The sequence below is a fragment of the Listeria farberi genome, from assembly GCF_014229245.1.
GTDB lineage: Bacteria > Bacillota > Bacilli > Lactobacillales > Listeriaceae > Listeria > Listeria farberi.
The window spans coordinates 41,686-67,777 of record NZ_JAARZJ010000008.1; the positions used below are offsets into that span (position 1 = coordinate 41,686).

The 26,092-nt window shown below is 37.4% G+C and carries 27 protein-coding genes and 1 other RNA gene; 19 read left to right on the forward strand and 9 right to left on the reverse strand.

The window, feature by feature from the left end:
* The first annotated feature begins 141 nt into the window (after window positions 1–141).
* The 5 genes from HCB45_RS08415 (at window position 142) to HCB45_RS08435 (ending at window position 5,062) form a co-directional block, all read left to right on the forward strand.
* A complete protein-coding gene (locus HCB45_RS08415; protein ID WP_185619568.1) occupies window positions 142–1,113 on the forward strand; it encodes an LPXTG cell wall anchor domain-containing protein in 972 nt (323 codons plus the stop codon).
* A 42-nt stretch (window positions 1,114–1,155) separates the two neighbouring features.
* Window positions 1,156–2,094 carry a GW domain-containing glycosaminoglycan-binding protein gene (locus tag HCB45_RS08420; protein ID WP_185619570.1) on the forward strand — a complete coding sequence of 313 codons (939 nt, stop codon included), beginning with the start codon at window positions 1,156–1,158 and terminating at the stop codon, window positions 2,092–2,094.
* A 114-nt stretch (window positions 2,095–2,208) separates the two neighbouring features.
* Window positions 2,209–3,723 (forward strand): gluconokinase, encoded by a 1,515-nt coding sequence (locus HCB45_RS08425; RefSeq protein WP_185319736.1) that lies wholly within the window; start codon window positions 2,209–2,211, stop codon window positions 3,721–3,723.
* Between the two features lie 276 nt (window positions 3,724–3,999).
* Window positions 4,000–4,266: signal recognition particle sRNA large type (gene ffs, locus HCB45_RS08430), an RNA gene on the forward strand.
* 154 nt (window positions 4,267–4,420) lie between these two features.
* Entirely contained in the window at window positions 4,421–5,062 is a 642-nt protein-coding gene (locus HCB45_RS08435) for a hypothetical protein (RefSeq protein WP_185319737.1), read from the forward strand.
* 44 nt (window positions 5,063–5,106) lie between these two features.
* Here HCB45_RS08435 and HCB45_RS08440 read toward each other — a convergent pair whose 3' ends face one another.
* Window positions 5,107–5,262: a hypothetical protein gene (locus tag HCB45_RS08440; protein ID WP_185619571.1), complete on the reverse strand. Its 156-nt coding sequence runs from the start codon at window positions 5,260–5,262 to the stop codon at window positions 5,107–5,109.
* A gap of 441 nt (window positions 5,263–5,703) precedes the next feature.
* Here HCB45_RS08440 and HCB45_RS08445 point away from each other — a divergent pair, with 441 nt between their 5' ends.
* The 8 genes from HCB45_RS08445 to HCB45_RS08480 all read left to right on the forward strand — a co-directional run bounded on the left by HCB45_RS08445 (window position 5,704) and on the right by HCB45_RS08480 (window position 11,689).
* Entirely contained in the window at window positions 5,704–7,068 is a 1,365-nt protein-coding gene (locus tag HCB45_RS08445) for a PTS sugar transporter subunit IIC (RefSeq protein ID WP_003768594.1), read from the forward strand.
* A 133-nt stretch (window positions 7,069–7,201) separates the two neighbouring features.
* Window positions 7,202–7,423 (forward strand): hypothetical protein, encoded by a 222-nt coding sequence (locus HCB45_RS08450; protein ID WP_003721028.1) that lies wholly within the window; start codon window positions 7,202–7,204, stop codon window positions 7,421–7,423.
* A gap of 2 nt (window positions 7,424–7,425) precedes the next feature.
* Window positions 7,426–7,608: a DUF3188 domain-containing protein gene (locus HCB45_RS08455; RefSeq protein ID WP_003728589.1), complete on the forward strand. Its 183-nt coding sequence runs from the start codon at window positions 7,426–7,428 to the stop codon at window positions 7,606–7,608.
* 17 nt (window positions 7,609–7,625) lie between these two features.
* On the forward strand, window positions 7,626–8,090 hold the full coding sequence (locus HCB45_RS08460) for a DUF3284 domain-containing protein (protein ID WP_185319739.1): 465 nt from the start codon (window positions 7,626–7,628) through the stop codon (window positions 8,088–8,090).
* Between the two features lie 550 nt (window positions 8,091–8,640).
* Complete coding sequence (dnaX, locus tag HCB45_RS08465; protein ID WP_185319740.1) at window positions 8,641–10,380, forward strand: DNA polymerase III subunit gamma/tau; 1,740 nt, start codon at window positions 8,641–8,643, stop codon at window positions 10,378–10,380.
* A 29-nt stretch (window positions 10,381–10,409) separates the two neighbouring features.
* Window positions 10,410–10,727, forward strand: a complete 318-nt coding sequence (locus HCB45_RS08470) for a YbaB/EbfC family nucleoid-associated protein (RefSeq protein ID WP_003722063.1) — start codon at window positions 10,410–10,412, stop codon at window positions 10,725–10,727.
* A gap of 108 nt (window positions 10,728–10,835) precedes the next feature.
* Window positions 10,836–11,432 (forward strand): recombination mediator RecR, encoded by a 597-nt coding sequence (gene recR, locus HCB45_RS08475; RefSeq protein ID WP_003722062.1) that lies wholly within the window; start codon window positions 10,836–10,838, stop codon window positions 11,430–11,432.
* Between the two features lie 14 nt (window positions 11,433–11,446).
* Complete coding sequence (locus HCB45_RS08480) at window positions 11,447–11,689, forward strand: YaaL family protein (RefSeq protein WP_185319741.1); 243 nt, start codon at window positions 11,447–11,449, stop codon at window positions 11,687–11,689.
* Window positions 11,690–11,732: 43 nt separating this feature from the next.
* Here the strand turns inward: HCB45_RS08480 and HCB45_RS08485 are convergent, their stop codons facing one another.
* Window positions 11,733–12,575 carry an aldo/keto reductase gene (locus HCB45_RS08485; RefSeq protein WP_185319742.1) on the reverse strand — a complete coding sequence of 281 codons (843 nt, stop codon included), beginning with the start codon at window positions 12,573–12,575 and terminating at the stop codon, window positions 11,733–11,735.
* 118 nt (window positions 12,576–12,693) lie between these two features.
* Here HCB45_RS08485 and HCB45_RS08490 point away from each other — a divergent pair, with 118 nt between their 5' ends.
* Window positions 12,694–13,140, forward strand: coding sequence for an NUDIX hydrolase (locus tag HCB45_RS08490; protein WP_185607927.1), 447 nt, complete (start codon window positions 12,694–12,696; stop codon window positions 13,138–13,140).
* 22 nt (window positions 13,141–13,162) lie between these two features.
* On the opposite strand, the gene HCB45_RS08495 is transcribed toward HCB45_RS08490, so the two are convergent.
* From HCB45_RS08495 to dhaK1, 6 genes are all read right to left on the reverse strand, one after another.
* The gene (locus tag HCB45_RS08495) at window positions 13,163–14,002 is read right to left on the reverse strand and encodes a Cof-type HAD-IIB family hydrolase (protein ID WP_185619574.1); all 840 of its coding nucleotides are present in this window, start codon (window positions 14,000–14,002) and stop codon (window positions 13,163–13,165) included.
* A gap of 118 nt (window positions 14,003–14,120) precedes the next feature.
* On the reverse strand, window positions 14,121–14,972 hold the full coding sequence (locus tag HCB45_RS08500) for a MurR/RpiR family transcriptional regulator (protein WP_185607925.1): 852 nt from the start codon (window positions 14,970–14,972) through the stop codon (window positions 14,121–14,123).
* Between the two features lie 109 nt (window positions 14,973–15,081).
* Window positions 15,082–16,740 (reverse strand): peptide ABC transporter substrate-binding protein, encoded by a 1,659-nt coding sequence (locus HCB45_RS08505; protein ID WP_185619576.1) that lies wholly within the window; start codon window positions 16,738–16,740, stop codon window positions 15,082–15,084.
* A gap of 137 nt (window positions 16,741–16,877) precedes the next feature.
* The gene (dhaM1, locus tag HCB45_RS08510) at window positions 16,878–17,252 is read right to left on the reverse strand and encodes a dihydroxyacetone kinase phosphoryl donor subunit DhaM1 (protein ID WP_149118043.1); all 375 of its coding nucleotides are present in this window, start codon (window positions 17,250–17,252) and stop codon (window positions 16,878–16,880) included.
* A 3-nt stretch (window positions 17,253–17,255) separates the two neighbouring features.
* Entirely contained in the window at window positions 17,256–17,852 is a 597-nt protein-coding gene (gene dhaL1 / locus HCB45_RS08515; protein ID WP_185319747.1) for a dihydroxyacetone kinase ADP-binding subunit DhaL1, read from the reverse strand.
* 21 nt (window positions 17,853–17,873) lie between these two features.
* Window positions 17,874–18,863 carry a dihydroxyacetone kinase subunit DhaK1 gene (dhaK1, locus tag HCB45_RS08520; protein WP_185319748.1) on the reverse strand — a complete coding sequence of 330 codons (990 nt, stop codon included), beginning with the start codon at window positions 18,861–18,863 and terminating at the stop codon, window positions 17,874–17,876.
* Window positions 18,864–19,046: 183 nt separating this feature from the next.
* Between dhaK1 and HCB45_RS08525 the strand changes: the two genes are divergently transcribed.
* The 5 genes from HCB45_RS08525 to HCB45_RS08545 all read left to right on the forward strand — a co-directional run bounded on the left by HCB45_RS08525 (window position 19,047) and on the right by HCB45_RS08545 (window position 24,184).
* Entirely contained in the window at window positions 19,047–20,426 is a 1,380-nt protein-coding gene (locus HCB45_RS08525) for an aminotransferase class I/II-fold pyridoxal phosphate-dependent enzyme (protein WP_185607923.1), read from the forward strand.
* 54 nt (window positions 20,427–20,480) lie between these two features.
* Window positions 20,481–21,107, forward strand: a complete 627-nt coding sequence (gene tmk / locus HCB45_RS08530; RefSeq protein WP_185607922.1) for a dTMP kinase — start codon at window positions 20,481–20,483, stop codon at window positions 21,105–21,107.
* A gap of 107 nt (window positions 21,108–21,214) precedes the next feature.
* Window positions 21,215–21,544, forward strand: a complete 330-nt coding sequence (darA, locus tag HCB45_RS08535; RefSeq protein WP_003739897.1) for a cyclic di-AMP receptor DarA — start codon at window positions 21,215–21,217, stop codon at window positions 21,542–21,544.
* 220 nt (window positions 21,545–21,764) lie between these two features.
* Window positions 21,765–23,414: a glycosyltransferase gene (locus HCB45_RS08540; RefSeq protein WP_185619578.1), complete on the forward strand. Its 1,650-nt coding sequence runs from the start codon at window positions 21,765–21,767 to the stop codon at window positions 23,412–23,414.
* Window positions 23,415–23,488: 74 nt separating this feature from the next.
* Window positions 23,489–24,184 (forward strand): DUF421 domain-containing protein, encoded by a 696-nt coding sequence (locus HCB45_RS08545; protein WP_343068649.1) that lies wholly within the window; start codon window positions 23,489–23,491, stop codon window positions 24,182–24,184.
* An 87-nt stretch (window positions 24,185–24,271) separates the two neighbouring features.
* Here the strand turns inward: HCB45_RS08545 and HCB45_RS08550 are convergent, their stop codons facing one another.
* Complete coding sequence (locus HCB45_RS08550; protein WP_185619580.1) at window positions 24,272–26,032, reverse strand: 1,4-beta-N-acetylmuramoylhydrolase; 1,761 nt, start codon at window positions 26,030–26,032, stop codon at window positions 24,272–24,274.
* Window positions 26,033–26,092: the final 60 nt, after the last annotated feature.

Sequence of the window (26,092 nt, forward strand, 5' to 3'; positions counted from 1 at the left end):
TTTAGGCTTGCTAAGTACGTACTTAGCAAGCCTTTTTTTGTATCTATTTTTTAATATTTGTAACAAAATTGTAATTTAAAATTGACTTTCACTCCATTTCTGCTTATGATTAAACTAAGCAAAATGAAAGGGGAATTTATTATGAAAAAATTCCACGCGTTAGTGTTTACAGCATTAGTGACATGTCTAATCCTCCCATTTTCCTTGACAGCAAATGCTGAAACAAATGAAAATGGTAACAACTCAACACCTACTGAAGAAAAAGCAATGGATACTACTAAAAATATAATTACTGAGGAAAAGACAGAACCAGCAGAACCAACAAAAGACCTAGCAAAAGACCCGGCAAAAAAGCCAACAGTAACATCACCGCAAAAAAGCCAAGTAAAAACAACGATAGATATTACCGATTCACAAGAAGTCTACTCCTACGAACAAAACAGCAAGATTGATCTCAAAGACTTTACCCCAACATTAAATGAGTACACGGATACGTTACTAACAAATTATCGCTTAGCAGCCAACTCTAAACTAAGTACTGCGGAAACGGGCATCCAAGAAGTCACGCTACTTGGAGATAATGAAGACGGCAAAACAACAGCAGTCAAACTCAATTACTTAGTCAAAGAAAAAACGGCCCAACTGACTATTACAGATATGAATTTCGATTTAGAAACAAAAATTTTCACAGGTAAAACAAAACCATTTGCTAGAGTATACATTAGTTCCCCGCCAGATGAAAACTTTGGAGAAGGAACAACCACTGCGGATAAAGATGGCAATTTTTATGCAGAATGGGCGACAACACCAAAACAAATTACTGCATATGCTTTTGATGAATCAGGTAACTATAGTGAAGAAGTAACCTACCAAGTTCCAGCCAAAAAACAAAATAAAGCAGTCGTAACAGCCCCAGATAAAGTAAAGAAAATCGAAACAAAAAATGCAGTCAAAAGCGCAACAGCAAAACCTACTGATACTTCAAAAGTTACCAAAGAAGACAAAACAGATTTGCCCAGCACTGGAGACAAAGGTACAGAATGGATTTTCGTTGTAGCGGGTGTTATAGTTATTCTAGTGGCAGTGTTATTACTTAGGAAACGTAAAAAATAAGCTAATTGCTATAGGGAATAACTCAAAAATAAGGAGCGAATAATGAAGAAGTTATTAAGCGGTTTAATTATTGTTTTAATGGTTAGCCTACTTGGTCACTCCTTTAACGCCGAAGCAGCAACGTATGAAAAAATCATTTACGACAAAGCAGTTAATCTAAAAGGGGTAGTAAATCAGTCAAAGCGAAATGATGGTATTAATAGCAAAATGTACAAAACGAGTAGCAGTGTTAAGTATCTCGGTTCAGCTAAGAAATACGACAAGAAGACATTGATTATTACTCGCGAAGGAAAAACAGCTAGAGCAAAATGGTATTATTGCAAGCTAGGAAATACTACAATCGGCTGGATTGACTCACGTGCTTTTACAAATATCGGCAAACCGACGATTGCTGATACCGTTCCAGCCCTTTGGAACAGCAAAAAAGCAATCATCACCACTAAACCAAAAAGTACTACCGCAACAACCTACTTTTTCCAAAAAAATAGTGCGGGAAATTGGTATGAAGTTCGTCATTTTACTAGTCATATTGGTAAATGGGGATTTGACCCAAAATTCTCTGAAAAAAGTTCTGGGACTCCAGTTGGCGTTTACCGAACAGGCATAGTTTTTGGACAAAAAGGGAACCCTGGTACGAAGCTGACATTCAGAGCGATTACTAATAGAAGTTATTGGATTTCTAATTCTAATGACAAAGCCTATAACACTTGGCAAGAACGCAATTCCTCTAGTTCTGCAGATGAAAAAATGAAGATTCCGCAGTACAAATATGGAATGGAAGTGAAATACAACGCTAAACGTGTAAAAGGTAAGGGATCGGCTGTGTTTTACCATGTTGATTCACCTAAATACAATTACACATTAGGTTGCGTCGCTCAAAGTGAAGCGAATACAAAAGAAGTGCTAAAATTCGCGGATAAAAATACACTTATTGTGCTAGGCGAAGAAAGCCGCATAAAGACATTTTACGGTGTAAACTAAGCTAGAGAATTTCTCTAGCTTTTTTGTTTGACGAAAAAAAGCTAAGTAGCCCAGCCCCAAAATTTCTTCTATTTGACGTATAATAAAAAGAAACGAAAACGCGGGGTGAATTGTTTGACGAGCAAACCATACATAATGGGCGTAGACATTGGAACTTCAAGCACAAAAGCAGTACTTTTTAATCAACGAGGAGAAGTGATTTTCCGGCAGGCGACGCATTACGAATTAATAACTGATGAAACTGGAAAAGCAGAAGAGAATCCCGCAGAAATTTTTGGCGCCGTTCTGACTTCCATTCAAGCTGTCATGAAAAACGTTAATAAAGAGGAGTTAGCTGGAATTTCGTTTAGTTCCGCGATGCATAGTTTGATTATGGTTGGAAGTAATGGAGAGCTTTTGACTGAATGTATCACTTGGGCGGACGGACGAAGCAGTGAGACGCTCGAAAAAGTAAAACGGGATAATTACTTATTCCAATTGTATGAAGCCACAGGGACGCCGATACACCCTATGAGCCCCTTTGCCAAAATTTGTTGGTTGAAGGAAGAAGAGCCTACACTATTTAAACGCGCAGAAAAATTTGTTGATATTAAAGCTTATATTTTGTATCGCTTGTTTGGTGTTTGGGTGATGGATGAATCGTTAGCATCGGGTACTGGACTATATAATATTACGGAGCACGACTGGGAATTTGAAGCAATGGAAATTGTAAAATTAACTCCTGATTTCTTACCGAAAGTTGTGCCAGAAACTTATCAATTAACAGGAGTAGGAAGAGAATACGCTGAATTAATGGGCATTCCAGAAAATTTGCCCTTCATTGTAGGTGGTAGTGACGGCGCGCTTGCTAATATTGGTATTCAAGCGACTGGCCAAAATGACGTTACGATTACGGTAGGGACAAGTGGGGCAGTGCGTAAACTTACCGACCAATTCCAAATAGATTCACGCGGCCGGACGTTTTGTTATGGAGCTGGTGATGGATACTTTATCGCAGGGGGCGCAGTGAATAATGGTGGAAAAGTAGTTGAATGGGGTTTGCAACAATTTGGCTCTGAAGCTGAAATTAGCAGGCGTGATTTCGCAAGCTTTATTGCAAAAATAGAGGAAGTCCCTCCAGGTGCTGCGGGTCTTCTATTCCAGCCATACTTATTAGGCGAGCGTGCCCCTTTTTGGACTAATGATATTCGTGGGGGGTTTGTTGGATTAACGATTAATCATACAAAAGCACATTTTATTCGAGCAATTTTGGAAGGTGTCGCTTTTAATCTCGCGGAAGTTTATGAGGCGGTTTCGGCTCCAGATGATATTATTTATGTTACAGGCGGGATATCAGCCCATGATGCTTGGTGTAAGCTTCTGGCAGATATTTTGAACCGAGAAATACGTGTTCCTCATACGATAGAAGGTTCGAGCTTAGGAGCAGCGATTATTGGTATGCGATCACTAGGGATTTTGAAGGATCTAAATCTAAAACATACACTACCAATTAAAGCGGTATATCATCCAAGTGAAGACGTCCTGAAGTACACTGAACTACGTCTGATTTTCAAACAAGTTACCACTCAGTTAATGTCTAGCTACAGCCAATTAAATAGTTGGCAAAAGAAGTTTGATATTAACAGCTAAAATTTCCATTTCATGATATAATCACTAAAAGAAAAGTGATAACGAGGGGGAGAAACGATGAATAAAAAAATAGTATGGATAGCTTTAACATTAGTAGGTATTTGTGTAGTGGGTACAATTATCGCAGCAATCATGAGTGTTTACTTACGTTAAAAAAATTTCCCTGTTTTCTACTTGCACTTTTTACACTAAAAAGGTACACTAGTAATTGAGCTCTTTTCAGAGTTTGCGCTAAATAATTTTTTATTTGGCACTTAATTATTGGTAGCAAATTTGTCGTGCTAGACGGGGAGGTAGCGGCGCCCTGTAACCCGCAATCCGCTCTAGCGGGGTTGAATTCCTCATTTGAGGCATCGTAATTGTTTGGTCTGCCCTTGACAAGTGGTGTTGAAGGTTGGGTCTTGCGCAATGGGAACCTGTGAACCATGTCAGGTCCGGAAGGAAGCAGCATTAATCAGTGCTTCTCATGTGCCGCGAGGTTGCCTGGCTCGAGCTAACTATCAAGGTAACGCAGGTGATTGCATGTCGATGTGAGGTGCGCGACACTAATTTTAAATATATTAAGGACTATTTTGCTTATCGCGAAGTAGTCTTTTTTCTACAAATTAGCTGCTAAACTTATAAAAGTAATGTATAATCCTTCATAAACTGGTACAATATAACTTAACAAAGCAATTCATGACAAAGGATGAAAATAATGCAACAACTAAAAACTAAAAAGAAATGGCTACCCGCTTTAATCGTCGCAGTTTTCGTAGGAATTATCGTAATCTTAGCAATTATGTTTGGCTTTTTCCAACGCCAAGAAGTGTTTGACAAGTATGAAGTAGCTTACGAAATAGATGGTAAACTATATGAAGTTTTTCCGATTAGTGCCACAGATATTGGTGTAGATAAAAAATCTAAAGATAAAAACCTCTATTTTCGTGTGAACAGTTATTATAATATTGATTACTTATTCCGACTAGCTTATAAACAATATGAAATTAACGAACCATCTACCAATAAATATTATTCGGGTCTAATTGATTATAGCGTCGCAGATAATGCCTACGTTACCCAAAAAGACGTCTATATAACAAATAATGAATCCTATGCAACGTATGATTTTTTTGATAAAAACGGCAAGAAAATCTATTCCTATAATCCTGAAGAAACCTCAAACGATGATTATATCGTCCGGATTAAACCTACCATTTTACAAGGTTACGAAAAAAGCGACATCGGTAGTTATGATGATTACTTAGATATTACAAGCTTGTTTAAAGACAAACTTGGTATGAATGTAAAAGTTCGAATTGATGAGGATAAAGAAATGGTCATCTTTTCTATTAACTAAAAAAAGAGCCCCGGTAGCGGGGCTCTTTTTTTGTTTGAAATAAGTTAATCCTCGTCTGTTTTATGTTCGGCTGACTTGTTGTTTTGTTCTTCCACAGAATTTGGTTCTTTTATATCATCTGGAAATACAATCGAAAAATGCTCTTTTTTCACAACTTTACTATTTTTCGATTCTTCCGGCATATCTCGTTTTACTGCCATATTTATCACCTCGAATTGTTGGTATTACTTAGCTTATGCTCATTATAACACAGAATGAAAAAACTAGAAATTAAGTGAAACTGTGTAATGTTAACGCTTACTTACACAGTTTTTTAGGTATGTGTGTAAAGTGATTTATTGGTATAAATGATAACGTTTGTAAGTGATAATCGTATATTTTCTTACTATTATATACTTGGCACGGAAATTGCAATAGATTAAAGTGAATCTAAATGTAAGCCTTATCATGAAGCGGAGAGGAGGACTCCCAAAATTTCACGAGGTCATGCAAAGATTCCATCTGATTTGTTTTAGCAGTAGGGATTGCTAAAACAACGTAAACAGATATAGTTGATAAACCTAAAGGGGAAGATACATAGAAATTATATTTTGTTTAAAGAGATGAGCAGTAAATAAAAAAGGTTAATGGGAGGATAAAATATGAATGGTTTGACAGCATTTTTAGAGAAATATTTTGTACCAGTAGCTGCTAAAATTGGTTCGCAAAAACATTTAGTGGCGCTACGTGATGCTTTTATTTCTACAATGCCAATTACAATGGCTGGGTCAATTGCAGTACTTTTAAATGCGTTTTTTAGGGATTTTCCAACTGACTGGGGATGGACAGGATTTGTGGAAGCAATGCAACCACTTATCGAGATTAATGGATATGTATACAATGGGACGTTAGCAATTGTTTCAATTATTTTTGCATTTTCACTAGGTTATAATTTATCAAAAGCGTATGAAGTAGATCGATTAGCTGGGGGGCTAGTTTCTCTTGCTGCTTTTGTTATGAACTTAACTGTTACTGTAAGCTTAGACGCAGTAAAAGCTGCTATTGCGGCTTCTAATGCTAATTTTGATGTCAATACTTTACCAAAAGAATTTGCTGGGATTTACGGGTTCTTTAATCTTAGTCAAGTAAATGGTACCGGATTGTTTACTGCAATGATTTTCGGTTTTATATCAACTATTATTTATGCGAAATTAATGCGCAGAAATATTATTATCAAAATGCCAGATTCTGTTCCACCGGCAGTAAGTAAAGCTTTTGCAGCGATTATCCCTGCACTAGTAGCACTTTATGTTGTTGGTATTATTGACTGGGCATTCTTCAAAATCACTAATATGGACGTTATTACTTGGATTTCCAAAACAATTCAAGAGCCGTTATTATCACTTTCGCAAGGGTACGGAGCTGTTTTACTAGTTACTTTCTTAGTACAACTACTATGGTTCTTCGGGATTCATGGTCCAAACGTACTTGCTCCGGTTCTAGAATCACTTTGGGGTACAGCACAACTACAAAACATTAGTGCAGCACAAGAGGGCGCTAAATTACCATTCGAATGGGTACGTGGTTCTTTCGATGCGTACGTATGGATGGGTGGATCAGGCGGTACACTTGTACTAATTATCGCCTTACTAATGTTCTCGAAACGAGCGGATGCACGAACAGTTGCGAAATTGTCTCTTGCACCAGGTATATTTAATATTAACGAACCAATCATGTTTGGTTTACCGATCGTATTAAATACAATTTACTTAATACCTTTCATTATCGCACCAATGGTAATGGTAACAATCGCTTACTTTGCAACAACACTTGGCCTTGTTGGTCCAGTTAAAATTGCAGTAGTTTGGGTAATGCCGCCACTTCTGAATTCCTTCTTAGCAACTGGGGGAGATTGGATGGCGCCAGTAATTTCACTCATAAATATGGTCATCGCGTTCTTGATTTGGGTACCATTTGTTATTACCGCAAATCGCGTTGGTGTACCAGAAGAAGAGATGAAAGCTTAGGAAATAATAAGTTTCTGGCTAGGTGCAGCTAATTGTGCCTAGCCAGTATATCATGTAGGAAATCCTGCGCTATTTTTATTCATTGCAAGAAGCGAAAGATAACGTTAAACTATAGAAAAGGAGGTTTTTTTAAATGATTATTCTTAATTGTCCAATGAAACGTGATTATATTACTGAATTACTTGAAACATACGATAAAGACGGTGTAACTTTTAAAAAAATTGCTGAACAAGGTATGAAACTTACTTTTGAAACAAATATTGAAGATGAAGAAAAAGCAGCAAAAATCGCCAAAGAAACAATAAAAGCAACTGAAATAGGCTCTGTACTCTATTTCCAAGTTAGTGTGGGTTGAAAATGAAAATTGTTAATGCACTATTTATTATTAGTATAGGTCTTATTATTATTATGTTTAGTCCTTCTTATGGAAAAGATGGGATGGCTAGTGTACCTCTTCTAGTTACAGGACTTGCGGTTGTTTTAATTGGCTGTGTTTTCATCGTGCTAAAAATCCGTAAAGATAAGAAAGAAAAGAATTAGAAGGAGTCGATTGAAAAGTGAATGTCACACAGAAATTATATATTTCTCAAAAAGAATGCTTTGATACACTAGTTAGCTCAGCCATTTATGATGTGAAAAATGCCACTGGTAAAACGCTTCAGATGCGCAAACTAGAAGGATATAAATACCAACGAACAATGTCTAACGGTGCACTTGCTACAACAAAAATTGTTAAAGTGACTCCTAACGAACTTTATCAATTTGAAACAAGTAGCCGAGTAAACACACATACGACGACTTATACGATAAAGTCCACAAGCGAGACAACTTGCGAAGTGACTTATAACGAATTAATTGAAACGGAAAAAACAATGAATAAAATGAATAATATTATTGTTGGTTTTATGTTTGGATTCTTCCGGAAAAAACGTGTGAAAAACTTGCTGAAATCAATAGAGCTTTCGGTTATTAACGAGAGTAAGAAAAAGCAGGAGAAACTAGCTGCTAAAAGTGAACAATAAGGTTTGGAATCGGGCTTTTTCGGGAGTCTGGTTCTTTTTTTGAGGGTTTGTCTGGACGGGGTAGTTGTTTTTTTGGGCTAGCCGGACTCAGAACGTATTGAAACTTCTATTAGGGATTAAATCATCGCTTTGCTCAGATTTATATTGAAGAAGTAGATCAAAACAAAGTACATTTTGAAACTTCTATTAAGGATTAAATCATCGCTTTGCTCAGATTTATATTGAAGAAGTAGATCAAAACAAAGTACGTTTTGAAACTTCTATTAGGGATTAAATCATCGCTTTGCTCAGATTTATATTGAAGAAGTAAATCAAAATAAAGTACGTATTGAAACTTCTATTAAGGATTAAATCATCGCTTTGCTCAGATTTATATTGAAGAAGTAGATCAAAACAAAGTACGTTTTGAAACTTCTATTAAGGATTAAATCATCGCTTTGCTCGGATTTATATTGAAGAAGTAAATCAAAACAAACAACGTTTTGAAACTTCTTCAACAATACGTTATAATAAAACTACTAAAATGGTTTTAGGTGAAGGAGAGTGGCAGATGGCGTATCAGGCTTTGTATCGGGTTTTTCGGCCGCAGTCGTTTCAGGATATTGTTGGACAGGAACATGTGACGAAAACGCTTAAAAATGCCATTGTGCAAAATAAAACTTCGCACGCTTATTTATTTTCTGGACCTCGGGGGACTGGGAAGACTAGTGCGGCGAAAATTTTTGCGAAGGCGATTAACTGTGAACACGGTCATGACGGGGAGCCTTGCAATGAATGTGAGATTTGCAAAGGTACGACGGATGGCTCTATACCAGATGTTCTTGAAATCGATGCTGCCAGTAATAACGGGGTTGAAGAAATTCGGGATATCCGGGAAAAAGTAAAATATGCGCCAACTGTGGCGAAATATAAAGTATATATTATTGATGAAGTGCATATGTTGTCGACGGGAGCGTTTAATGCGCTACTAAAAACGCTAGAAGAGCCGCCGAAACATGTCATTTTTATTTTGGCGACAACAGAACCACACAAGTTACCGCTAACGATTATTTCGCGGGTCCAGCGTTTTGATTTTAAACGAATTACGACGCAAGATATTATTGGTCGTTTGAAATTTATTTTAGAAGAAGAAAAAATTCCTTATGACGAAAAAGCATTGATGATTGTTGCGCGTGCGGCTGAAGGTGGGATGCGAGATGCGCTTAGTTTGCTCGATCAAGTTATTTCTTACGGGTCGGAAGAAGTTACAGTAGAAGATGCGCTAGAAATAACGGGGTCGGTTGCTCAAAATCTGCTTACAAAACTAGTAAGTGCAGCGTTTGACGGCGATGCAGCAGAAGCTATCTCAACGCTTACAGCTTTACTTGCAGAAGGAAAAGACCCAGTCCGTTTGGTGGAAGATTTACTTGTGTTTTTCCGAGATGTGCTACTGTATCAAAAAGCGCCGAATCTGGAAGAAACGCTGGAACGGGCTTTAATTGATGATGACTTTGTCGCTTTGGCAAAACGAGCAGATTCACTTAAAGTGTATGAATTCGTGAAGATTTTAAACACTGCGCAGCAACAAATGCGTTTTTCGAATCATCCAGGTATTTATGTAGAAGTGGCGCTTGTTCAGTTAACGCAAGCCGGGCAATCAGCGGTAAGTGGCGGAAATGTATCAGCGGACGCAGCTTCTGGAAGTGACTTCGCAGACTTAAAACGGCAAATGGAGCAAATGCAGCAAGAACTTCAAACACTTAAAAAACAAATTGCTAGTGGAGCAGTTGCCACCCAAGCTGAAAAACCAACCCAAAATCGTGGTAGCTCTAAAAAAGCAATAAACAACGGCAAACAATTTAAAGCACCTATTGGTAAAATCAACCATGTACTAGGTGAGGCTAAAAAAGAGAATTTACAGTTAATCCGTGGATGTTGGGGCGAACTTTTATCCATGCTGATGGCGTCCCAGGCAGCACTTTTAAATGACGCAGAACCTGTAGCTGCATCTCAGGATACTTTTGTGTTAAAATTTAAGCATGAGATTCACTGTCAAATGGCGATGGATAATCCGAACTTTGTCGAAACGATCACATCAAGTATTGCACGACTGACACAAGTGAATTATACTTTTATTGGAATCCCAGAAGATCAATGGGCTGACGTAAGAGAGAATTTCCTTCATAGTCATGGTAGCGACGGTGATGCGGAGGAAGGTACAAATCCAGAAGCTAGAAAACCGGCGGAAGATCCTTTTGTTGCAGAAGCCGCAAAGCTCGTTGGTGAAGATTTGCTTGAAATTAAAGATTAAAAAACAATAGAAGAAAGAGGAGATTATTCATGCGTGGAATGGGAAATATGCAAGGTATGATGAAACAAATGCAAAAAATGCAAAAGGAAATGGCGAAAGCTCAAGCTGATTTAGAAGCTCAAGAGTTCACTGGAACAGCTGGTGGCGGAATGGTTACAGTAAAAGCTACTGGTAAACGTGTCATTACAGATGTTGTTATAAACGAAGAAGTAGTTGATCCAGAAGACATCGAAATGCTACAAGATTTAGTACTTGCAGCAACAAATGATGTATTAAAACAAATTGAAGATACAACTTCACAAACAATGGGTAAATTCACACAAGGGTTAAATATCCCTGGAATGTAATATTGCTTGGTTTGAGACTCTTGGCTTGTATTCAAGAGTCTCAACTATTTTTCAATAGAATGTTCCACGTGAAACATTTGTATTTTGAAGGTGAGAGGAAGACGAATTATGCATTATCCTGAGCCGATAACGAAATTAATAGATAGTTTTATGAAATTACCGGGAATCGGACCCAAATCGGCAGCAAGACTAGCTTTTTATGTGCTAGACATGAAAGAAGACGATGTATTAGACTTTGCAAAAGCGCTTGTTGATGCGAAGAGAAACCTAAGCTTTTGTTCCGTTTGTGGTCATATTACAGATAAGGATCCATGTTATATTTGCGCTGATACGTCACGCGATCGAAGTGTTATTTGTGTGGTACAAGAATCCAAAGATGTTATTGCAATGGAAAAAATGCGTGATTTTCATGGCTTATACCACGTGCTCCATGGGACAATCTCTCCGATGGACGGAATTGGCCCGGAAGATATTAATATTCCTGATTTGCTGAAACGTTTACAAGATGACACTATTGAAGAAGTTATTTTAGCAACAAATCCTAATGTTGAAGGAGAAGCTACTGCGATGTATATTTCGCGTTTACTAAAACCTTCAGGCATAAAAGTAACTAGAATAGCGCATGGCCTTCCAGTGGGTGGAGACTTAGAATATGCTGATGAAGTCACACTTTCTAAAGCCATGGAAGGACGAAGAGAAGTCTAAACTGAGGTGATAAAATGGAGTCCAGAAGTAATAAGTTTGGCCGGAAAAAAAACAAGAAGATTGGCAAATTACACAAATCCTATGATGCTTATTTGATGGAATTGATTGAAGTCACACAAGAAAATTGGCATAAGCAGAAAGTTTTGTTGCGAAAAAGTTTTGAGTACGATCCTAATTTAGAATATGAGGAGAAAAAGGCGGAAGCACGCTATTTTTACCTTTTTAAAGAAGCTCGCGCACGTCAATTAAAGAAATAAAGAAAAAATCTACTAGACCATATTGGAATAGTAGATTTTTTTATTAAATTTCAGAACGGACATACATTACATCTGGTGCATGACTCACACGTTCACCAGTATTCAGGCGCTCGACTTGGCGCATATCTGCTTCCGACAATTCAAAATCGTAAATAGCTGCGTTTTCTCTTATTCTTGAAGGCGTTTCTGATTTTGGAATGATAGAAATATTATTTTGCAAATGCCAACGAAGAACAATTTGGGCAGGAGATTTACCATATTTTTTTGCTAAATCAATCAGAATTTGCTCTTGTAAAACGCCACCTCGACCAAGCGGGCTCCAAGCTTGATGAACGATATGCAATTCCTCTAAATAACGATGTAACAGCTGATTTGGAAAGTGTGGATGTGTTTCTAGTTGGTCAACTACTGGAAGAACGTTGGCACTTGTACGAAGCCGGTCTAAATGGTGCGCTTCAAAATTACTCACGCCAATCGCACGAACAAGCCCTTCGTCATATAATTTTTCTACAGCGCGCCAAGTGTCGAAAAATGTATCTTGTTTTGGCCAATGAACTAAATATAAATCAATTTGATCTAGTTGTAATTTTTTCTGCGATTTTTCAAAAGCTCGAAGCGTTTCATCGTAACCTTGTTCTGTATTCCACATTTTTGTTGTGACGAAAAATTCATCTCTTTTCAAGCCGCTTGACGCAAAAAAGTCTCCAAGCTCTTTTTCATTATGGTAAAATGAAGCCGTATCAAACAAACGATATCCAACATCTACCGCAGTTTCCAGCGCAGTACGCATACGCGCTTCATCCGTTAACTTGTAGACCCCAAAACCATGTCTAGGCATTTCAATTCCATTGTTTAATCTGTATGTATCTGAGAAAGAAAGTGTCATTTTTTTACCTCCTAATTTAGTTGATTAACTTTAGCATACCAGAAAATGGAGAATTTCTGTAGAGTGAAGGGATTGATTTGGGGGATTTTTTATAATTTAGAAAAAAGGAAGTGGGATAATGAGACAACCTTTTCAAATTTTAGTTATACCATTTATTAAAAATGAAACCAATTATCAGTTTTGTGCTTTGTTGAGAACCGATGTAGCTGTTTGGCAGTTTGTTACTGGCGGAGGGGAAGACGGAGAGTCAATCCTAGAGACTGCCAAGCGTGAAAGTAAAGAAGAGCTAAACTTGAAGGGGGAGTTTGAAATGTATAAATTGGATTCATATTCTACTATCCCTAGTTTTCATTTTTCATTTAGTAAGCCTTATGTAGTTCCAGAATATTGTTTTGCCATTGATTTAACGAGTTTTTCAGGTTATATCGAATTATCCATAGAGCATCGTGAGTTAAAATGGCTTTCTTATGAGTCGGTGATTCAGCTGTTGGAGTGGGATAGTAATAAGACGGCGCTTTATGAGCTGAATGAACGTTTGAAAAATGATGATATGCAGCCAATATAAAAAAGGCTAAAAATCAGCCTTTTTAATTTGTAATTAAACTGTTTAGTACGTGCGCAATGCCATCTTCATTATTAGACAACGTAACGGAGCTAGCGGCGGCTTTTAATTCCGGGACCGCATTTTGCATAGCGATTCCTGTACCTGCGTATTCGACCATAGTGATGTCATTATGGCCGTCTCCGAATGCGATAATATTTTCAGATTGAATGCCCATTGGTGTTAAAACGGTATCAAGTGCTTTGGCTTTATCAATGCCTTGAGCTGTGAACTCAAAGTAAAAATCAGCTGTGAAGACACAATTAAGTGTATCTTTGAAAGGCGCCATCATTGCTTGGTAATTTTCTTGCATATAGGCCGGGTCACCAGCAGTGAGGATTTTACTTAGACGATAATCTAAAAATACGGCTAAATCATCTTTTTCACAGAGTTTAAAATTTCCTCCGCGAGACTCGTATTGAATAATATTTATTTCTTCGCCGCGGTAAGGTACATAGCAGTCGTATACATTATTCGTATACATATAATCCTCTTTATCAATCATTACTTTGACTTCAAATTGTTTCATGTGTTCTAAAACGGCTTTTCCTTCTGCAACCGTAAGCGCTTGGTTGAATAATTCTTCATTTGTCGCACAATCAACTACTTTAGCGCCGTTGTATGAAACAAGCAAACCGTGGTGTTTTTCCATTTCTAATTGTTCGGCGTATACGTGCATTCCGGTTGTTGGTCTGCCGGATGCGAGGATTAGTTTCACGCCATTTTGTTGCGCGGTGATGAGTGCTTTCTTTGTTTCTGGAGAGATTTTTTTGTCGTCGTTTAATAAAGTGCCATCAATGTCTAAAATAATTGCTTGAGTTGTCATGTGAGTTTAGCTCCTTTTTTTCTTTATTGTATCACTAGAAATTAAGAAAAAGTCAGATGTGGCCCATATTGAGAGCTTTTTTTCAATTCAAAAGGAAAACGGCTCCTTTTTTGAAAAATCATTCCAATTCGGTGTTCATTTTTTGATAATTCGTTGTTTTGTATTGGATGTTTTTATCGTAATTATGGTTAAAATAAACGGAATAAAGGGTGTCAAAAATGCTTAGTAATGATTGTCGTGTTGAGAATGATGAGACCTTATTGTAATGATTCTCAGCGGATGCCATGTAGATTTTGTGTGTGGCGAATTCCACTAAAGGATTGTCTTGCATAGAGGTAATTAAAATAATATCGACAGTACTTTCGGACAAGATTTTGACAACTCTTTGAAGGGTTCTGCTTCGTCCCCCATAGGAAACAACGATAGCAACATGATCTTTGTCACTGTTTGCAGCGGATAAACTTTGAATATAATCTTCCTCAGGAACATTGACCAAAACGCCGATTTCCTGCATTTGAAATTTGAAGTTTTGAGCGAAAAATAAATTGGCAGAAGCCGCGTAAACATCAATAATTTTTGCATTAACCAATTTTTCGCCAATCTTTACAAGTTCTTCTGGATCGGCGTTGTTTAACGTTTCGTCGATAGTTCCCTTATAAATTTGATTGAGGTTGGTCATGATTTGGTAAGGCGTATCGGATTCCAAAATAGGATAATCATAATTTATATCTTGTTCTGCAGTTGTTTCTCGAAGGCTCGAAGCGATTTCGATTTTTAGTTCACCGACGCCATTTAGCCCTAGTTTGTTAATTAGACGGTAAATGGTTGCAGCAGAAACGAAAGCAGCGGTAGCCAGCTCTTTAGGCTTAAATTGTAATGTTTTTTTCGGATTTGCCACTATGTAGTTGGCAAGTTCCTTTTCATTATTAGTTAAATTGGTTAGTTCGCGTATTTTGATTAAAATATTCATCGTGTCAAATCCTAACTTTTTAGAATGGGAAATTGGTCATAAGTAATTATAACACGGAAAATTTGCATGAAAAAAGACGAGGATGCTTGAATCCTCGTCTTTTAAGTTTTTATTTTTTTTCTATCCAATGATAACTGAATGGGGCACCAAATAAGTGATGCGCGATGCCGCTTATATCAGGGCTTTGAAGTGCTGCTGTACCTGCTTGATAAAGTGGCGCAATACCAACGTCGTCCATGAGTATTTTCTCTGCATCTAGCATTGCTTGCCAGCGTTTTTCTGGCTGAGTTGCATAAGTGGTAGATGCATCAGTCAGTAGTTTGTCATATTCTTTATTCGAGTAGTTAGAGCGATTGTAGTTGTTTCCGGTCATTGTTGTTGATAGGAATGTGATAGGATCTTGGTAGTCTGGACCCCAACGAGTTAATTGTAAAGTATAATCTTCTGTTTCATCTAATTTTAGACGTGCTTTATAAGGCACAGTTTTGATTTTGATTGTTAATCCATCTAAATTAGATTCAAGTGCACTTTGTAAGAACTCGCTAGATTTTTTATTGAAATCTTGGTCGTCCCCAAGTAGTTCTACCGTAAGTGTATCAATACCTAATTCTTTTTTCGCTTTGTTCCAGTATTCTTTTGCTGCTGCTTTGTCAGTTGTTAATAGGTCGCCATTTTCTTTCCGGAAATCTTCTTTTGTTTCTGGATTGAAAGTGAATTCAGCTGGAACAAAACCATTGATTGCGGTAGAGCCGTTACCCATGACGGTTTTTACTAGTGATTCTTTATCGACAGAAAGAGCAAATGCTTTACGTGCATTCTCATTTGCAAAAAGGGTAGATTTTCCAGCTTGTTTTTGGTTGAATTTCAGATAATATATAAAAGCTTCTTTTTCTGTAGTGTAGTCATCATCATTTTGTTTTTGCTTGGCATAGTCGCCTGTGAGCGTCGCGCGGTCTAGCTTACCTGTGGAGTATAGATTAACCGCAGCTCCTGGTTCCTTTACTACTTGCATATTAATAGTATCGACTTTTACTGTATCTTTATCCCAGTAATTTTTGTTTTTCTCGTATTTCCATTCTTTGCTTGTGTTTGTCCAATCTTTCATCACAAAAGGACCATTGTAAATCATGTGATCACTATCTTTGGCATAGTTCTCGCCTTGAGATTCAACGTATTTTTCATTTTGTGGATAGAATGTTGGAAAGGTCAAAAGGGAATGGAAGTAAGGTGTTGGATTTTCGAGTGTGATTTCGAGTGTAGTATCATCAAGTGCTTTGACACCAAGTTCTTCGGGTTTCTTTTTCCCATTAATAATATCTGTTGCATTCGCAATCAGACCATCAAAAAGGACTGCATATTCTGCTGCGGTTGCGGGATTAGCAATTTTTTGCCATGCATAAACGAAATCATGGGCAGTTACTTTTGTGCCATTAGACCATTTTGCGTCATCTCGGAGTTTAATCGTGTAGACTTTTTGATCTTTCGAGATTTCTGGAGCGCTTGCTGCGACCCCTGGTTGTGTTTGGTCATCTTTATCTAAGTAGTAAAGACCTTCAAAAACTTGATTTTGTGCTGTAAAGCTAACGCCATCGGTCCCTGTTACTGAATCCATGGATGGAATTTCAGCTGATTCCATCAAATTAACAACTTTTTTATCCCCTGTAGAAGTTGTTACTTTATCTTTAGAACTGTCACTGCTGCTGCATGCTGCAAGAACAAGCCCTAATGTCAAAATGAAAAAAGCCATAATAAAATTTTTCTTCAACATAATATTATACCCCCTGTTTTATTGTGCATTATTTAGTTTATACTAAATTTTAAGAAAAATAAAGAGTTTTTAGTCAATTCTTTCAATTTAAATAATTATAAAACCCCTCAAACAGGATAATTCAAGGGGTTTTAGTTTTATTTAATTTCGATGGTTTTAAGGTTTGCTGCGATAACTTCTGGTTTTTCATCCATTTGAACTTGAGCAGCTGTAGCATATGCTCCTTCTAAAATTGGAGCATTAAAAAGAATAATTTCTTTTTCGCTGATTTCTTCCACTGTTTCAATATTCATTTTAGCGCTTCCGAGGTCATAAAAGGTGTACACTTTATCGGCTTCGTTATTTTCAATTGCCTCATTCACTGCATCAAAACTTGTGCCAATGCGACCGTCTTCTGTTCCGCCTGCATGCGTGATAGAAACATCTGGGGCGATTTCTTTAATAATATCATGAACACCTTTTGCCACGTCTTTGGAATGAGAAATAATAACAACACCATAAGGTTTAGTCATAAGTTAGCTCACCTCCGTTTGAAGCATTGCGTGGAATAGTAAGGCGGATGAGTATGCGCCTGGATCAAGATGACCAATCGAACGTTCGCCAAGATAACTTGCTCGACCTTTAGTGGCTTTTAAATCTTTTGTTTTTTGTAAGGCCGCATCGACCACATCATCAGTTAAATCTTCTTGATGCAACGCGTGAACAACTGGCTCCCAAACATCAATCATTGTTTTTTCTCCAGCATGTGATTTACCACGTTTTTCGATGCCTTCTAGACCAGCTTCGATAACTTTTGTAAGGCCAACCGCATCAATGGTTTCCGATTCAACTGCTTTACTCATATTCAAAAATGCTGTTCCGTAAAGTGGACCAGATGCACCACCGACTTTGCTGACCATTGTCATCCCAGTCGTTTTGAAAACATCTTTTAAATCAGCTGGTTCTTTTTCTGCAAAAGCTTTTTTGAGTTCACTGAGTCCGCGAGCCATATTAATACCGTGGTCTCCATCACCAATCGCTTGGTCGAGATCACTTAATAATTGTTTGTTTTCTTGTACACGTTCGCCGAAATCATTTAACCAGCGTAACGCCCAATCTTTATCATAAGTCATGATTCATTCCTCCAAATTTTATTACCAAGCAATTGTGTCTGCTGGGAGTTTCAACATATCAACCCATTTTTCATCTTCTAATTTCAAAATGGTTAATGATAACCCAGCCATTTCTAGAGAAGTCATATAATCGCCAACGAGTGTTTTTTCAACTTGAACACCAGCATTTTTTAGAAGTTCATGAACATCATTTGCAAAAACGTATTGTTCCATAAGTGGAGTTGCGCCCATGCCGTTTACAAGGACAACCACTTTATCACCCGATAGGAGTTTGCTTTCACTACTAATGCGTTCATAAAGTTGTTTAGCAAGGCTAGCGGATGGCATAATTTTTTCGCGCGTAAAGCCGGGTTCGCCGTGGATACCAATGCCAAGTTCAATTTCGTCATCGCCAAGCTCAAAGCCGGGATGGCCAACTTCAGGAACGGTACACGGAGAAAGTGCGACACCAAGCGTTTTAACAGAAGCAATTACTTTTTCACCGAGTGCTTTTAGTTCTTCAAGCGATGCGCCTGCTTCTGCGGCTGCCCCGATAATTTTATGCACGAGAACAGTTCCGGCTACACCGCGGCGTCCTGTGGTGAAAGTACTGTCTTCAACAGCAATATCATCATCCACTATGATTTGTTCTACTTTAATATCATCGGCATCGGCTAAATCTGCCGCCATTTCAAAATTCATTACATCACCGGTATAGTTTTTCACGATCAAAAGCACACCAGCGCCTTGATCTGCGGCTTTAATACCTTCATAAATTTGGTCTGGGGTTGGGGAAGTGAAAACATCGCCACATACAGCAGCAGAGAGCATTCCGCGACCCACATAACCAGCATGAGCCGGCTCGTGACCAGAACCTCCGCCACTTACTAGCCCGACTTTTCCTGGACGTTTATCATTTCTTGCAATGACGCGAGTTCCTTCAACACGGTGAACAACATCTGCGTGCGATTTAACTAAACCTTCCACCATCTGTTCTACTACTTGATCAGTACCGTTAAGAATCTTCTTCATCTGACAAAAAACCTCCTTTAAAATTGTCCTCTTAACTCAATTTCCCTTTACTAGAAAGTCAAAACGTGGTTGCTTCCTTTATTATACAACTTCTAAAATGAAAACGCTTTAAAACTACAAGGATGTGTCATAAATTCAGCAAAATGGTACAATGAAAGAGAGAATTTAAAAAGGGGAATTGTTATGCGAGATCAATCTAAAATGCCTTTAGTAGAACGGTTAGATGCTCATGCTAAATCTTGCCCAATATCACTTCATGTTCCAGGTCACAAAAGTGGAGCAATTTATCCAGATGCATGGCAAAAATTAGTAAAATGGGACGTAACAGAAATAACTGGAATGGACGACTTGCATCATCCGGAAGATGTAATTTTCGAAGCGGAGGAGTTACTTGCAGAATGTTATGGAAGTAAAAAAAGCTATTTTCTAGTCAACGGAACAAGCGGGGGAAGCTTGGCGGTTATTATGGCAACTTTAAAACCCGGAGAAAAAGTGTTAGTGCCAAGAGATGCGCATAAATCAATTTTGCATGGAATCGAACTAGCAGGTGGAGAACCAATTTTCTTAACACCGGTGACAAATAAAGAAGTTGGCGTCGCGAATGGTGTATCAACAGAACTTCTTGAAGAAACTTTACATAATCATCCAGATGTAAAACTATGTATTTTCACTTATCCGAGCTATTATGGAACGACTTTTAATTTACAAAAATGTATTCGAATTGCGCATGACTTTGGCGCGGTTGTGTTTGTCGATGAAGCGCATGGGGCGCACTTTTTAACAAGTTCTGAATTTCCGAAAAGTGCGGTGGAACTTGACGCAGACGTGGTTGTTCAGTCAGCGCATAAGACGTTGCCGGCGCTAACGATGGGGTCCTATTTACATGTGGTGAATGACTTGCCGATTTTTGAAAAATTAACTTATTACTTGCAAGTTTTCCAAACGAGTAGCCCGTCTTATTTAATCATGGCGTCACTAGATGCGGCACGAAAATATGCGGCAACTTACTCAGCAGCAGACGTTGAAGCTTTTTGGAAGATGCGCGCTAGGTGGATTAAATGGTTAACGAAAAATAAATTTGAAGTGATTTTGCCAGATGATCCACTTAAAATTATCGTACGCAAAATAGGTTATACAGGTTATGAACTACAAGCCATTTTTGAAGAAAGTTCTTATTTCCCAGAGCTTGCCGACGAGTCGCAAGTGTTACTGATTTTACCGTTAATCAAAAAAGGAATTGATTTCACGCCAATCAGCCGGATTCATTCACCAGTGAAAAAAGAAATCGCGAAAGAGCCGTACGAAATGTCGACACCTTGCGCGTCAGGTCTTGCTTTAACTTATGAAGAAATGCACGCACGCGCGACCGAATTTGTTCTGGTAGATGAAGCGACTGACCGTGTATCTGCTGAAATAATCTCGCTCTATCCGCCGGGGATTCCAGCTATTATCCGCGGAGAAAGTATCACAGAAAAACATATTCGCGAACTAAAAAACATTCGCACGCGGCACTATCAAGGCGGCGAAAAACTAGCCGAGAATTACATCCGTGTATTCTGCTAATTTATGCTATAATCAAACAGAAAGTGACGCGAAAGGGAAAGGAAATTATATTAGATGAAAGCAATTTTTATTACACTTGAAGGACCAGATGGCTCTGGTAAAACTACTGTTGGAACTCTGTTAAACCAAAAAATGAAAGAAGCGGGAATAGATTTCATTAAAACTCGCGAACCAGGTGGTAGCCCGATTTCAGAAAAAGTAAGAAACATCGTGCTCGGAATTGGCAATGAAGAAATGGATTCGAAAACAGAAGTATTACTTATTGCTGGAGCTCGCCGTCAGCATGTGGTTGAAACGATTCGGCCAGCTTTAGCGGCAGGGAAAACCGTTCTTTGTGACCGTTTCATGGATAGTTCACTTGCTTACCAAGGCGCCGGACGTGACATGAATATGGAACAAGTTTTACAAGTGAATTTGTATGCGATTGAAGATACAATTCCAGATCGGACCTATTATCTCGATGTGCCAGCCGAAGTTGGTTTAGCTAGGATCGCTGCTAATAAAGGCCGTGAAGTCAATCGTTTAGATAAAGAAGATATTTCTTACCATGAGAAAGTCCAAGCCGGTTATGAAAAAATTATCAAGATGTTCCCAGAGCGCTTTATGCGAGTGGACGCAACTATGACACCGGAAGAAATCACGGAAGTCATTTTAGCAGATATTTTAAAACAACTAACGTAACATTTCGTGTGACTTAAGTACCAAGCCAAAAGTGCATATCACTCTTTAAAATGCGGTTTATTTGCTATAATAGAAAAAAGATAGATTTTTAGGAAGGGTTGATTTCTTTGAAACTCATATTTGCGATAGTCCAAGATCAAGATAGCAACCGTTTGTCTGACGCACTAACAAAAGGCAATTTCGGTGCGACAAAGTTAGCTACTACGGGTGGATTTTTAAAAGCAGGAAACACCACATTTATTATCGGAACAGAAGATGAACGTGTAGATGATGCACTAGCGATAATCAAGGAAAACTGTAAAGCACGCGAACAAATGATGACACCATCCGCTTCCTTAGGTGTGACGGTAGATACGTATGTGCCTTACCCAATCGAAGTTCAAGTTGGCGGCGCGACAGTATTTGTAATGCCAGTTGAGAGTTTTCATCATTTTTAAATTTCTTTAATACAAATAACATGAATTGAATGAGGTTGCTTATTTCTAGAATTTTAGCAGAAATAAGTCACCTCATTTTTTTGTATTAAAAAAATTTTACAAAGTAGTTATTATTGTTTATTTCATTTTCGAAAAGGTAAAAGAAACATATGAAAAATAGCAGGCTTTTTTCATATAAAATGTGAAATTAATAATTTGAGGTTAAGGGGGCGGAATAGGGATGAATTTGAAAAAATTGTATTTAAAAAGTTGGTTTGAAGAGGGAATCATAAAGGATAATGTAGTATTTATAACAGAAAAGGATTCTAAGTGTTTTGAAAAAATCTTGAATAGCAATCCTTTCTTAAAAGAAAAAAAGCAACATTTTATTGATACACTTGATTCGGAAGAAAATATTGCCTGGCTAGGAAAAGCGGAATATATTATTTCTTCTATAGAATTGCCTACATTCTTCATCAAAAAAAAGGGACAAACTTACATTCAAATTATCAACAAACCTGATTGGAATCCCAACTTTAAACGACTATTACTTCATGCAGATTATATTGTTAAAAAGGGTGCTCTTGAAAATATTTCTGAAAACTTTACAACAATTATACAAGGACAAGTGTTGCTATTCGAAAATTGTCGTTTTTTTGAAGAGAAGGAAAAAACAGCCGTAAAAAAAGCGAAAAAGGTAGTCGTCATGTACTGCGGAGGATTTAAAAATAATGGCATTACTTCTTCAGCGCTTAACTTGATGCGTAACTTAGACAAAGAGAAGTATCAAATTGTAGTGATCGAAAAAGAAAATCTTGATTATTATGAAATGCTGAATTTTAATAAAATACCAAATCACGTGATAAAAGTCCAAATTCCCGGAGACATTAACATTGCACCTAATGAAGAAGACGCGTTTGTAGATTTCCACGCTCACCCACTTGAGCATTTAATGAAAAATGGTCCTACCCAATTTTTACCAGAAGAAATTAAAGCGATTTACAAACGAGAACTTTATCGTGTGTTGGGCGATACCCCTATAGACATCGCTATTGATTTTGATGGCTATTTTAAATATTGGACATTACTACTTGCTTCTTCCGATAGCCCACGAAAAATAATTTATCAACATAATGAAATGATACAAGAATATAGTAAAAAACTGGGCAAGGAGTACAAACATCGAGCTGATTTAAATATTATTTTCCCACTATATAATTATTTTGATATAATCGTTTCCGTCTCTAAACAAACCGGGGAAGTAAATAAACAACATTTAAAACATATTATCCAAGACACTAGTAAAATGACTTATGTTCACAATTTAATTGATTATGAATATATCCTCCGTGCTGCTAAAGAGGAAAGCGACATTACAGTGTCACCAGATACATTTAACTTTGTAACAATGGGAAGATTGTCACCAGAAAAAAACCATATAGGATTAATTAAAGCATTTTATCAACTACAAAAAAAACAACCTGATACACAGCTTTTCATCATTGGGCTTGGAGAACTAGAAGAAGAATTAAAAAAATATGTTTTTGATATTGGCTTAGAGGACAAAGTGCATATTTTAGGTCAATTAGAAAATCCGTTTCCAATTATAAATGCATGCGACGCTTTTGTATTATCTTCTATTCATGAAGGACAGCCAATGGTATTACTAGAATGCTTAGTTTTACAAAAAAAGGTTGTTTCTACTAATATTCCAGGATGCTACAGCCTTTTAAAAGATGGGTATGGTTTACTGGTAGATAATTCAACAGAAGGATTAATGGAAGGGATGGAAAAAGTTATGCTTGGATACGATGACTTTAAAAAGTTTGATTATAAAGCATACAATAAAGAAGCTGGCCAAATGTTAGAATCTAAGCTAGAAAAAGAATGAAGTTGATTTAGTTGTAAGCGAATCTGCTATTGTTATTTTTCTTCTAGAATATATATAAGGGAGGAGGGAACTTTATGATTTACTTGCTTATAGCTTCTAAAATGATTTTAGGCTTTTTTGGTTTATTAATAACAATGCGACTGCTAGGGAAAAAAGCGCTTTCTGAGTTAACTCCTTTTGATATAGTCTATGTAGTTGTGTTTGGAGGTATTTTGGAAGAGAGTTTATATGATAATAATATACAAGTTTGGCATATGTTATTTGGCGTTTTAATATGGGGAGCCTGCATTTATTTAATAGAACTTGCAACGAGAAAATTTGCTTTTCCAAGAAGATTAATGAAAGGAGAATTAAGTGTACTTATTAACAACGGAGAATTTGACGAAAAAGAATTAAAGAAAAACAAGATGGAGATGGAACAAATCAGGACGATGCTACGCCAAGAAAACATTTATAATATAGAACAAGTAAAGTATCTGATTGTAGAGCCTGGTGGGCAAATTAGTATTAAAAAATACGAGCAATACGAACCTCCAGAAAAAAGAGAATTAGGGATTGAAGTACAAGAAGAAAAACTCAATTATTTATTAATTAATGAAGGAAAAGTAAATAAAAATGAGTTAAAAAGATTGGGAAAAGAAGAAAGCTGGCTATATGAGCAGCTAGGAAAAATCGGCTATTCTGCAAATGAAATTGCTTCTATTATCTATGGTGAATGGGATGAAGAAAAAGGATTTTGGATAAAAAGGTACAAAGGAATGGAACATTAAAGCTTGTTTAGTTTAAATATGTTAATGGTATAGGTAAATAAATGCACCTTCTTTAATTGAATTTAAAGAAGGTGCTTTTTACTATATTTAGCCCTTAATCGCTAATTTCTGTCCCACATGAATCATATTGCTTGTTAACTTATTCCAAGCTTTAATATTTTCTACAGTTGTTTTATATTGTCTAGAAATGGTCCAAAGGGAGTCGCCTTTTTTGACAGTATATGTTTTTACAGCGGAATTACTTGGTTTGTTTGTGCTTGGTTTCGATGTGTTCGTGTTGCTTGTCGTCGTCCCAGCGCTAACTTTAAGTTTCTGTCCAGGATAAATAAAATCAGATTTCAAGTTGTTCCAAGATTTAAGGTTAGCAATAGTTACTTTGTGTTTGCTCGCGATTTTCCAAAGCGAGTCACCTTTTGCAACTGTGTAAACTTTGGCATTGTTGCTCGTGCTTGGTTTGGATGTGTTAGTACTCGTAGTCGGTTTGGATATATTCGTGTTGCTTGTCGTCGTCCCAGTGCTTACTTTAAGCTTTTGACCAGGGTAAATGAAATCGGATTTTAGGTTGTTCCAAGATTTTAAGTTAGCAATCGTTACTTTATGATTAGTCGCGATTCTCCAAAGCGAGTCACCTTTAGCAACTGTGTATACTTTAGCGCTTGTGCTAGTACTTGGTTTGGATGTGCTTGTTCCCGTGCTTGGTTTCGATGTATTCGTGTTACTTGTCGTCGTCCCAGCACTTACTTTAAGTTTTTGACCAGGGTAAATGAAATCGGATTTCAGGTTGTTCCAAGATTTTAAGTTAGCGATAGTTACTTTGTGTTTGCTCGCGATTTTCCAAAGTGAATCTCCTTTTACAACTGTGTAGATTTTTGCGTTGGAAGTGTTTGTGTTCCCAGTGTTACTAGTGCTCCCGGAATTTCCACCAGTTGTTTTGCCGCTATCGTATTGTGTTAAGTTGTATCGGCTTATTAAATCATTTAATTTAGTTGCATAAGCTGTATCCGTTGCATAAGTTCCTGTTAAAGCCTTGGTTGCGTCTTTATAAGAAGTAGTGTTGCTTTTCCAAACTTTGGAGTAGTAATTTGGGTTCCAGCTTGGGCCGTTACGAATAACTTTGGCGTAATCTTCTAGAGATTGATGATAAGACGGATATTTTCTAAATTTAGCTGTGATTGTGTAGTAGTTTCCTTTACCATCATCTTCTAGTGTTTGTTTTGTGTAGGATTGGCCGTTGTAAGCCCCTTTGATTCCAAAAAGGTTATAGTTTGGAGCAGAGCCTAATTCGCTTGTTCCATAAGCACTTTCTAAAATGGCTTGGGCAATCATGACAGATGCGTATAGGTCATTTGCTGCTGCGATTTGGGAAGAAGAGGCTTGGATAGTTTGGATAAAGCTTTGAACAGTTGCTCCCGAACGGAGTGCTGATTTTTGTAGTAGGTTGTAAGTAGCTGGTGTAGAAGAGCTTGTTGTATTATCTGGGTTGCTAATTGTTTTGGGTTCAGCTGGAGCTTTTTCTGCATTATTTGCTGTGGGTTGATTTTCTTCTGGTGTTTTAGTGGGTTCTTTGGCCTCAGTTTGCTTCGGTTCAACTGTTTGTTCTGTCGCGTTTGCAGGAGTTGAATTCGCTTGTTTTTCTGTAGTTGTGTTAGCTTCTGCGCTTTTAGAAGCTTCGTCTCCTGGTGCTGTTTCATCAGCACTAACAATTACTTCAATTCCTGGAACGGTAATAGAGGTCGCGATGGCTGTAACTCCAGCAATTGTTGCACTAGTTTTGAATTTTTTACTTTTTTTATTTTTCTTGTCTTCTTTCAAAGCTTCTAAAATACGTTCTTTTCTCGTTTTTTGCATGGTAAGTCACTTCCAATTCTTTTAAATATTCTACCTCCATTATTACACATTTCACATATC

Bases quoted from the DNA above. Each gene is read 5' to 3' on its own strand.
- HCB45_RS08415 (WP_185619568.1), top strand. From the start codon at position 142: ATGAAAAAATTCCACGCGTTAGTGTTTACAGCATTAGTGACATGTCTA.
- HCB45_RS08420 (WP_185619570.1), top strand. From the start codon at position 1,156: ATGAAGAAGTTATTAAGCGGTTTAATTATTGTTTTAATGGTTAGCCTA.
- HCB45_RS08435 (WP_185319737.1), top strand. From the start codon at position 4,421: ATGCAACAACTAAAAACTAAAAAGAAATGGCTACCCGCTTTAATCGTC.
- HCB45_RS08440 (WP_185619571.1), bottom strand. From the start codon at position 5,262: ATGGCAGTAAAACGAGATATGCCGGAAGAATCGAAAAATAGTAAAGTT.
- HCB45_RS08445 (WP_003768594.1), top strand. From the start codon at position 5,704: ATGAATGGTTTGACAGCATTTTTAGAGAAATATTTTGTACCAGTAGCT.
- HCB45_RS08450 (WP_003721028.1), top strand. From the start codon at position 7,202: ATGATTATTCTTAATTGTCCAATGAAACGTGATTATATTACTGAATTA.
- HCB45_RS08455 (WP_003728589.1), top strand. From the start codon at position 7,426: ATGAAAATTGTTAATGCACTATTTATTATTAGTATAGGTCTTATTATT.
- dnaX (WP_185319740.1), top strand. From the start codon at position 8,641: ATGGCGTATCAGGCTTTGTATCGGGTTTTTCGGCCGCAGTCGTTTCAG.
- HCB45_RS08470 (WP_003722063.1), top strand. From the start codon at position 10,410: ATGCGTGGAATGGGAAATATGCAAGGTATGATGAAACAAATGCAAAAA.
- recR (WP_003722062.1), top strand. From the start codon at position 10,836: ATGCATTATCCTGAGCCGATAACGAAATTAATAGATAGTTTTATGAAA.
- HCB45_RS08480 (WP_185319741.1), top strand. From the start codon at position 11,447: ATGGAGTCCAGAAGTAATAAGTTTGGCCGGAAAAAAAACAAGAAGATT.
- HCB45_RS08485 (WP_185319742.1), bottom strand. From the start codon at position 12,575: ATGACACTTTCTTTCTCAGATACATACAGATTAAACAATGGAATTGAA.
- HCB45_RS08490 (WP_185607927.1), top strand. From the start codon at position 12,694: ATGAGACAACCTTTTCAAATTTTAGTTATACCATTTATTAAAAATGAA.
- HCB45_RS08495 (WP_185619574.1), bottom strand. From the start codon at position 14,002: ATGACAACTCAAGCAATTATTTTAGACATTGATGGCACTTTATTAAAC.
- HCB45_RS08500 (WP_185607925.1), bottom strand. From the start codon at position 14,972: ATGAATATTTTAATCAAAATACGCGAACTAACCAATTTAACTAATAAT.
- HCB45_RS08505 (WP_185619576.1), bottom strand. From the start codon at position 16,740: ATGTTGAAGAAAAATTTTATTATGGCTTTTTTCATTTTGACATTAGGG.
- dhaM1 (WP_149118043.1), bottom strand. From the start codon at position 17,252: ATGACTAAACCTTATGGTGTTGTTATTATTTCTCATTCCAAAGACGTG.
- dhaL1 (WP_185319747.1), bottom strand. From the start codon at position 17,852: ATGACTTATGATAAAGATTGGGCGTTACGCTGGTTAAATGATTTCGGC.
- dhaK1 (WP_185319748.1), bottom strand. From the start codon at position 18,863: ATGAAGAAGATTCTTAACGGTACTGATCAAGTAGTAGAACAGATGGTG.
- HCB45_RS08525 (WP_185607923.1), top strand. From the start codon at position 19,047: ATGCGAGATCAATCTAAAATGCCTTTAGTAGAACGGTTAGATGCTCAT.
- tmk (WP_185607922.1), top strand. From the start codon at position 20,481: ATGAAAGCAATTTTTATTACACTTGAAGGACCAGATGGCTCTGGTAAA.
- HCB45_RS08540 (WP_185619578.1), top strand. From the start codon at position 21,765: ATGAATTTGAAAAAATTGTATTTAAAAAGTTGGTTTGAAGAGGGAATC.
- HCB45_RS08545 (WP_343068649.1), top strand. From the start codon at position 23,489: ATGATTTACTTGCTTATAGCTTCTAAAATGATTTTAGGCTTTTTTGGT.
- HCB45_RS08550 (WP_185619580.1), bottom strand. From the start codon at position 26,032: ATGCAAAAAACGAGAAAAGAACGTATTTTAGAAGCTTTGAAAGAAGAC.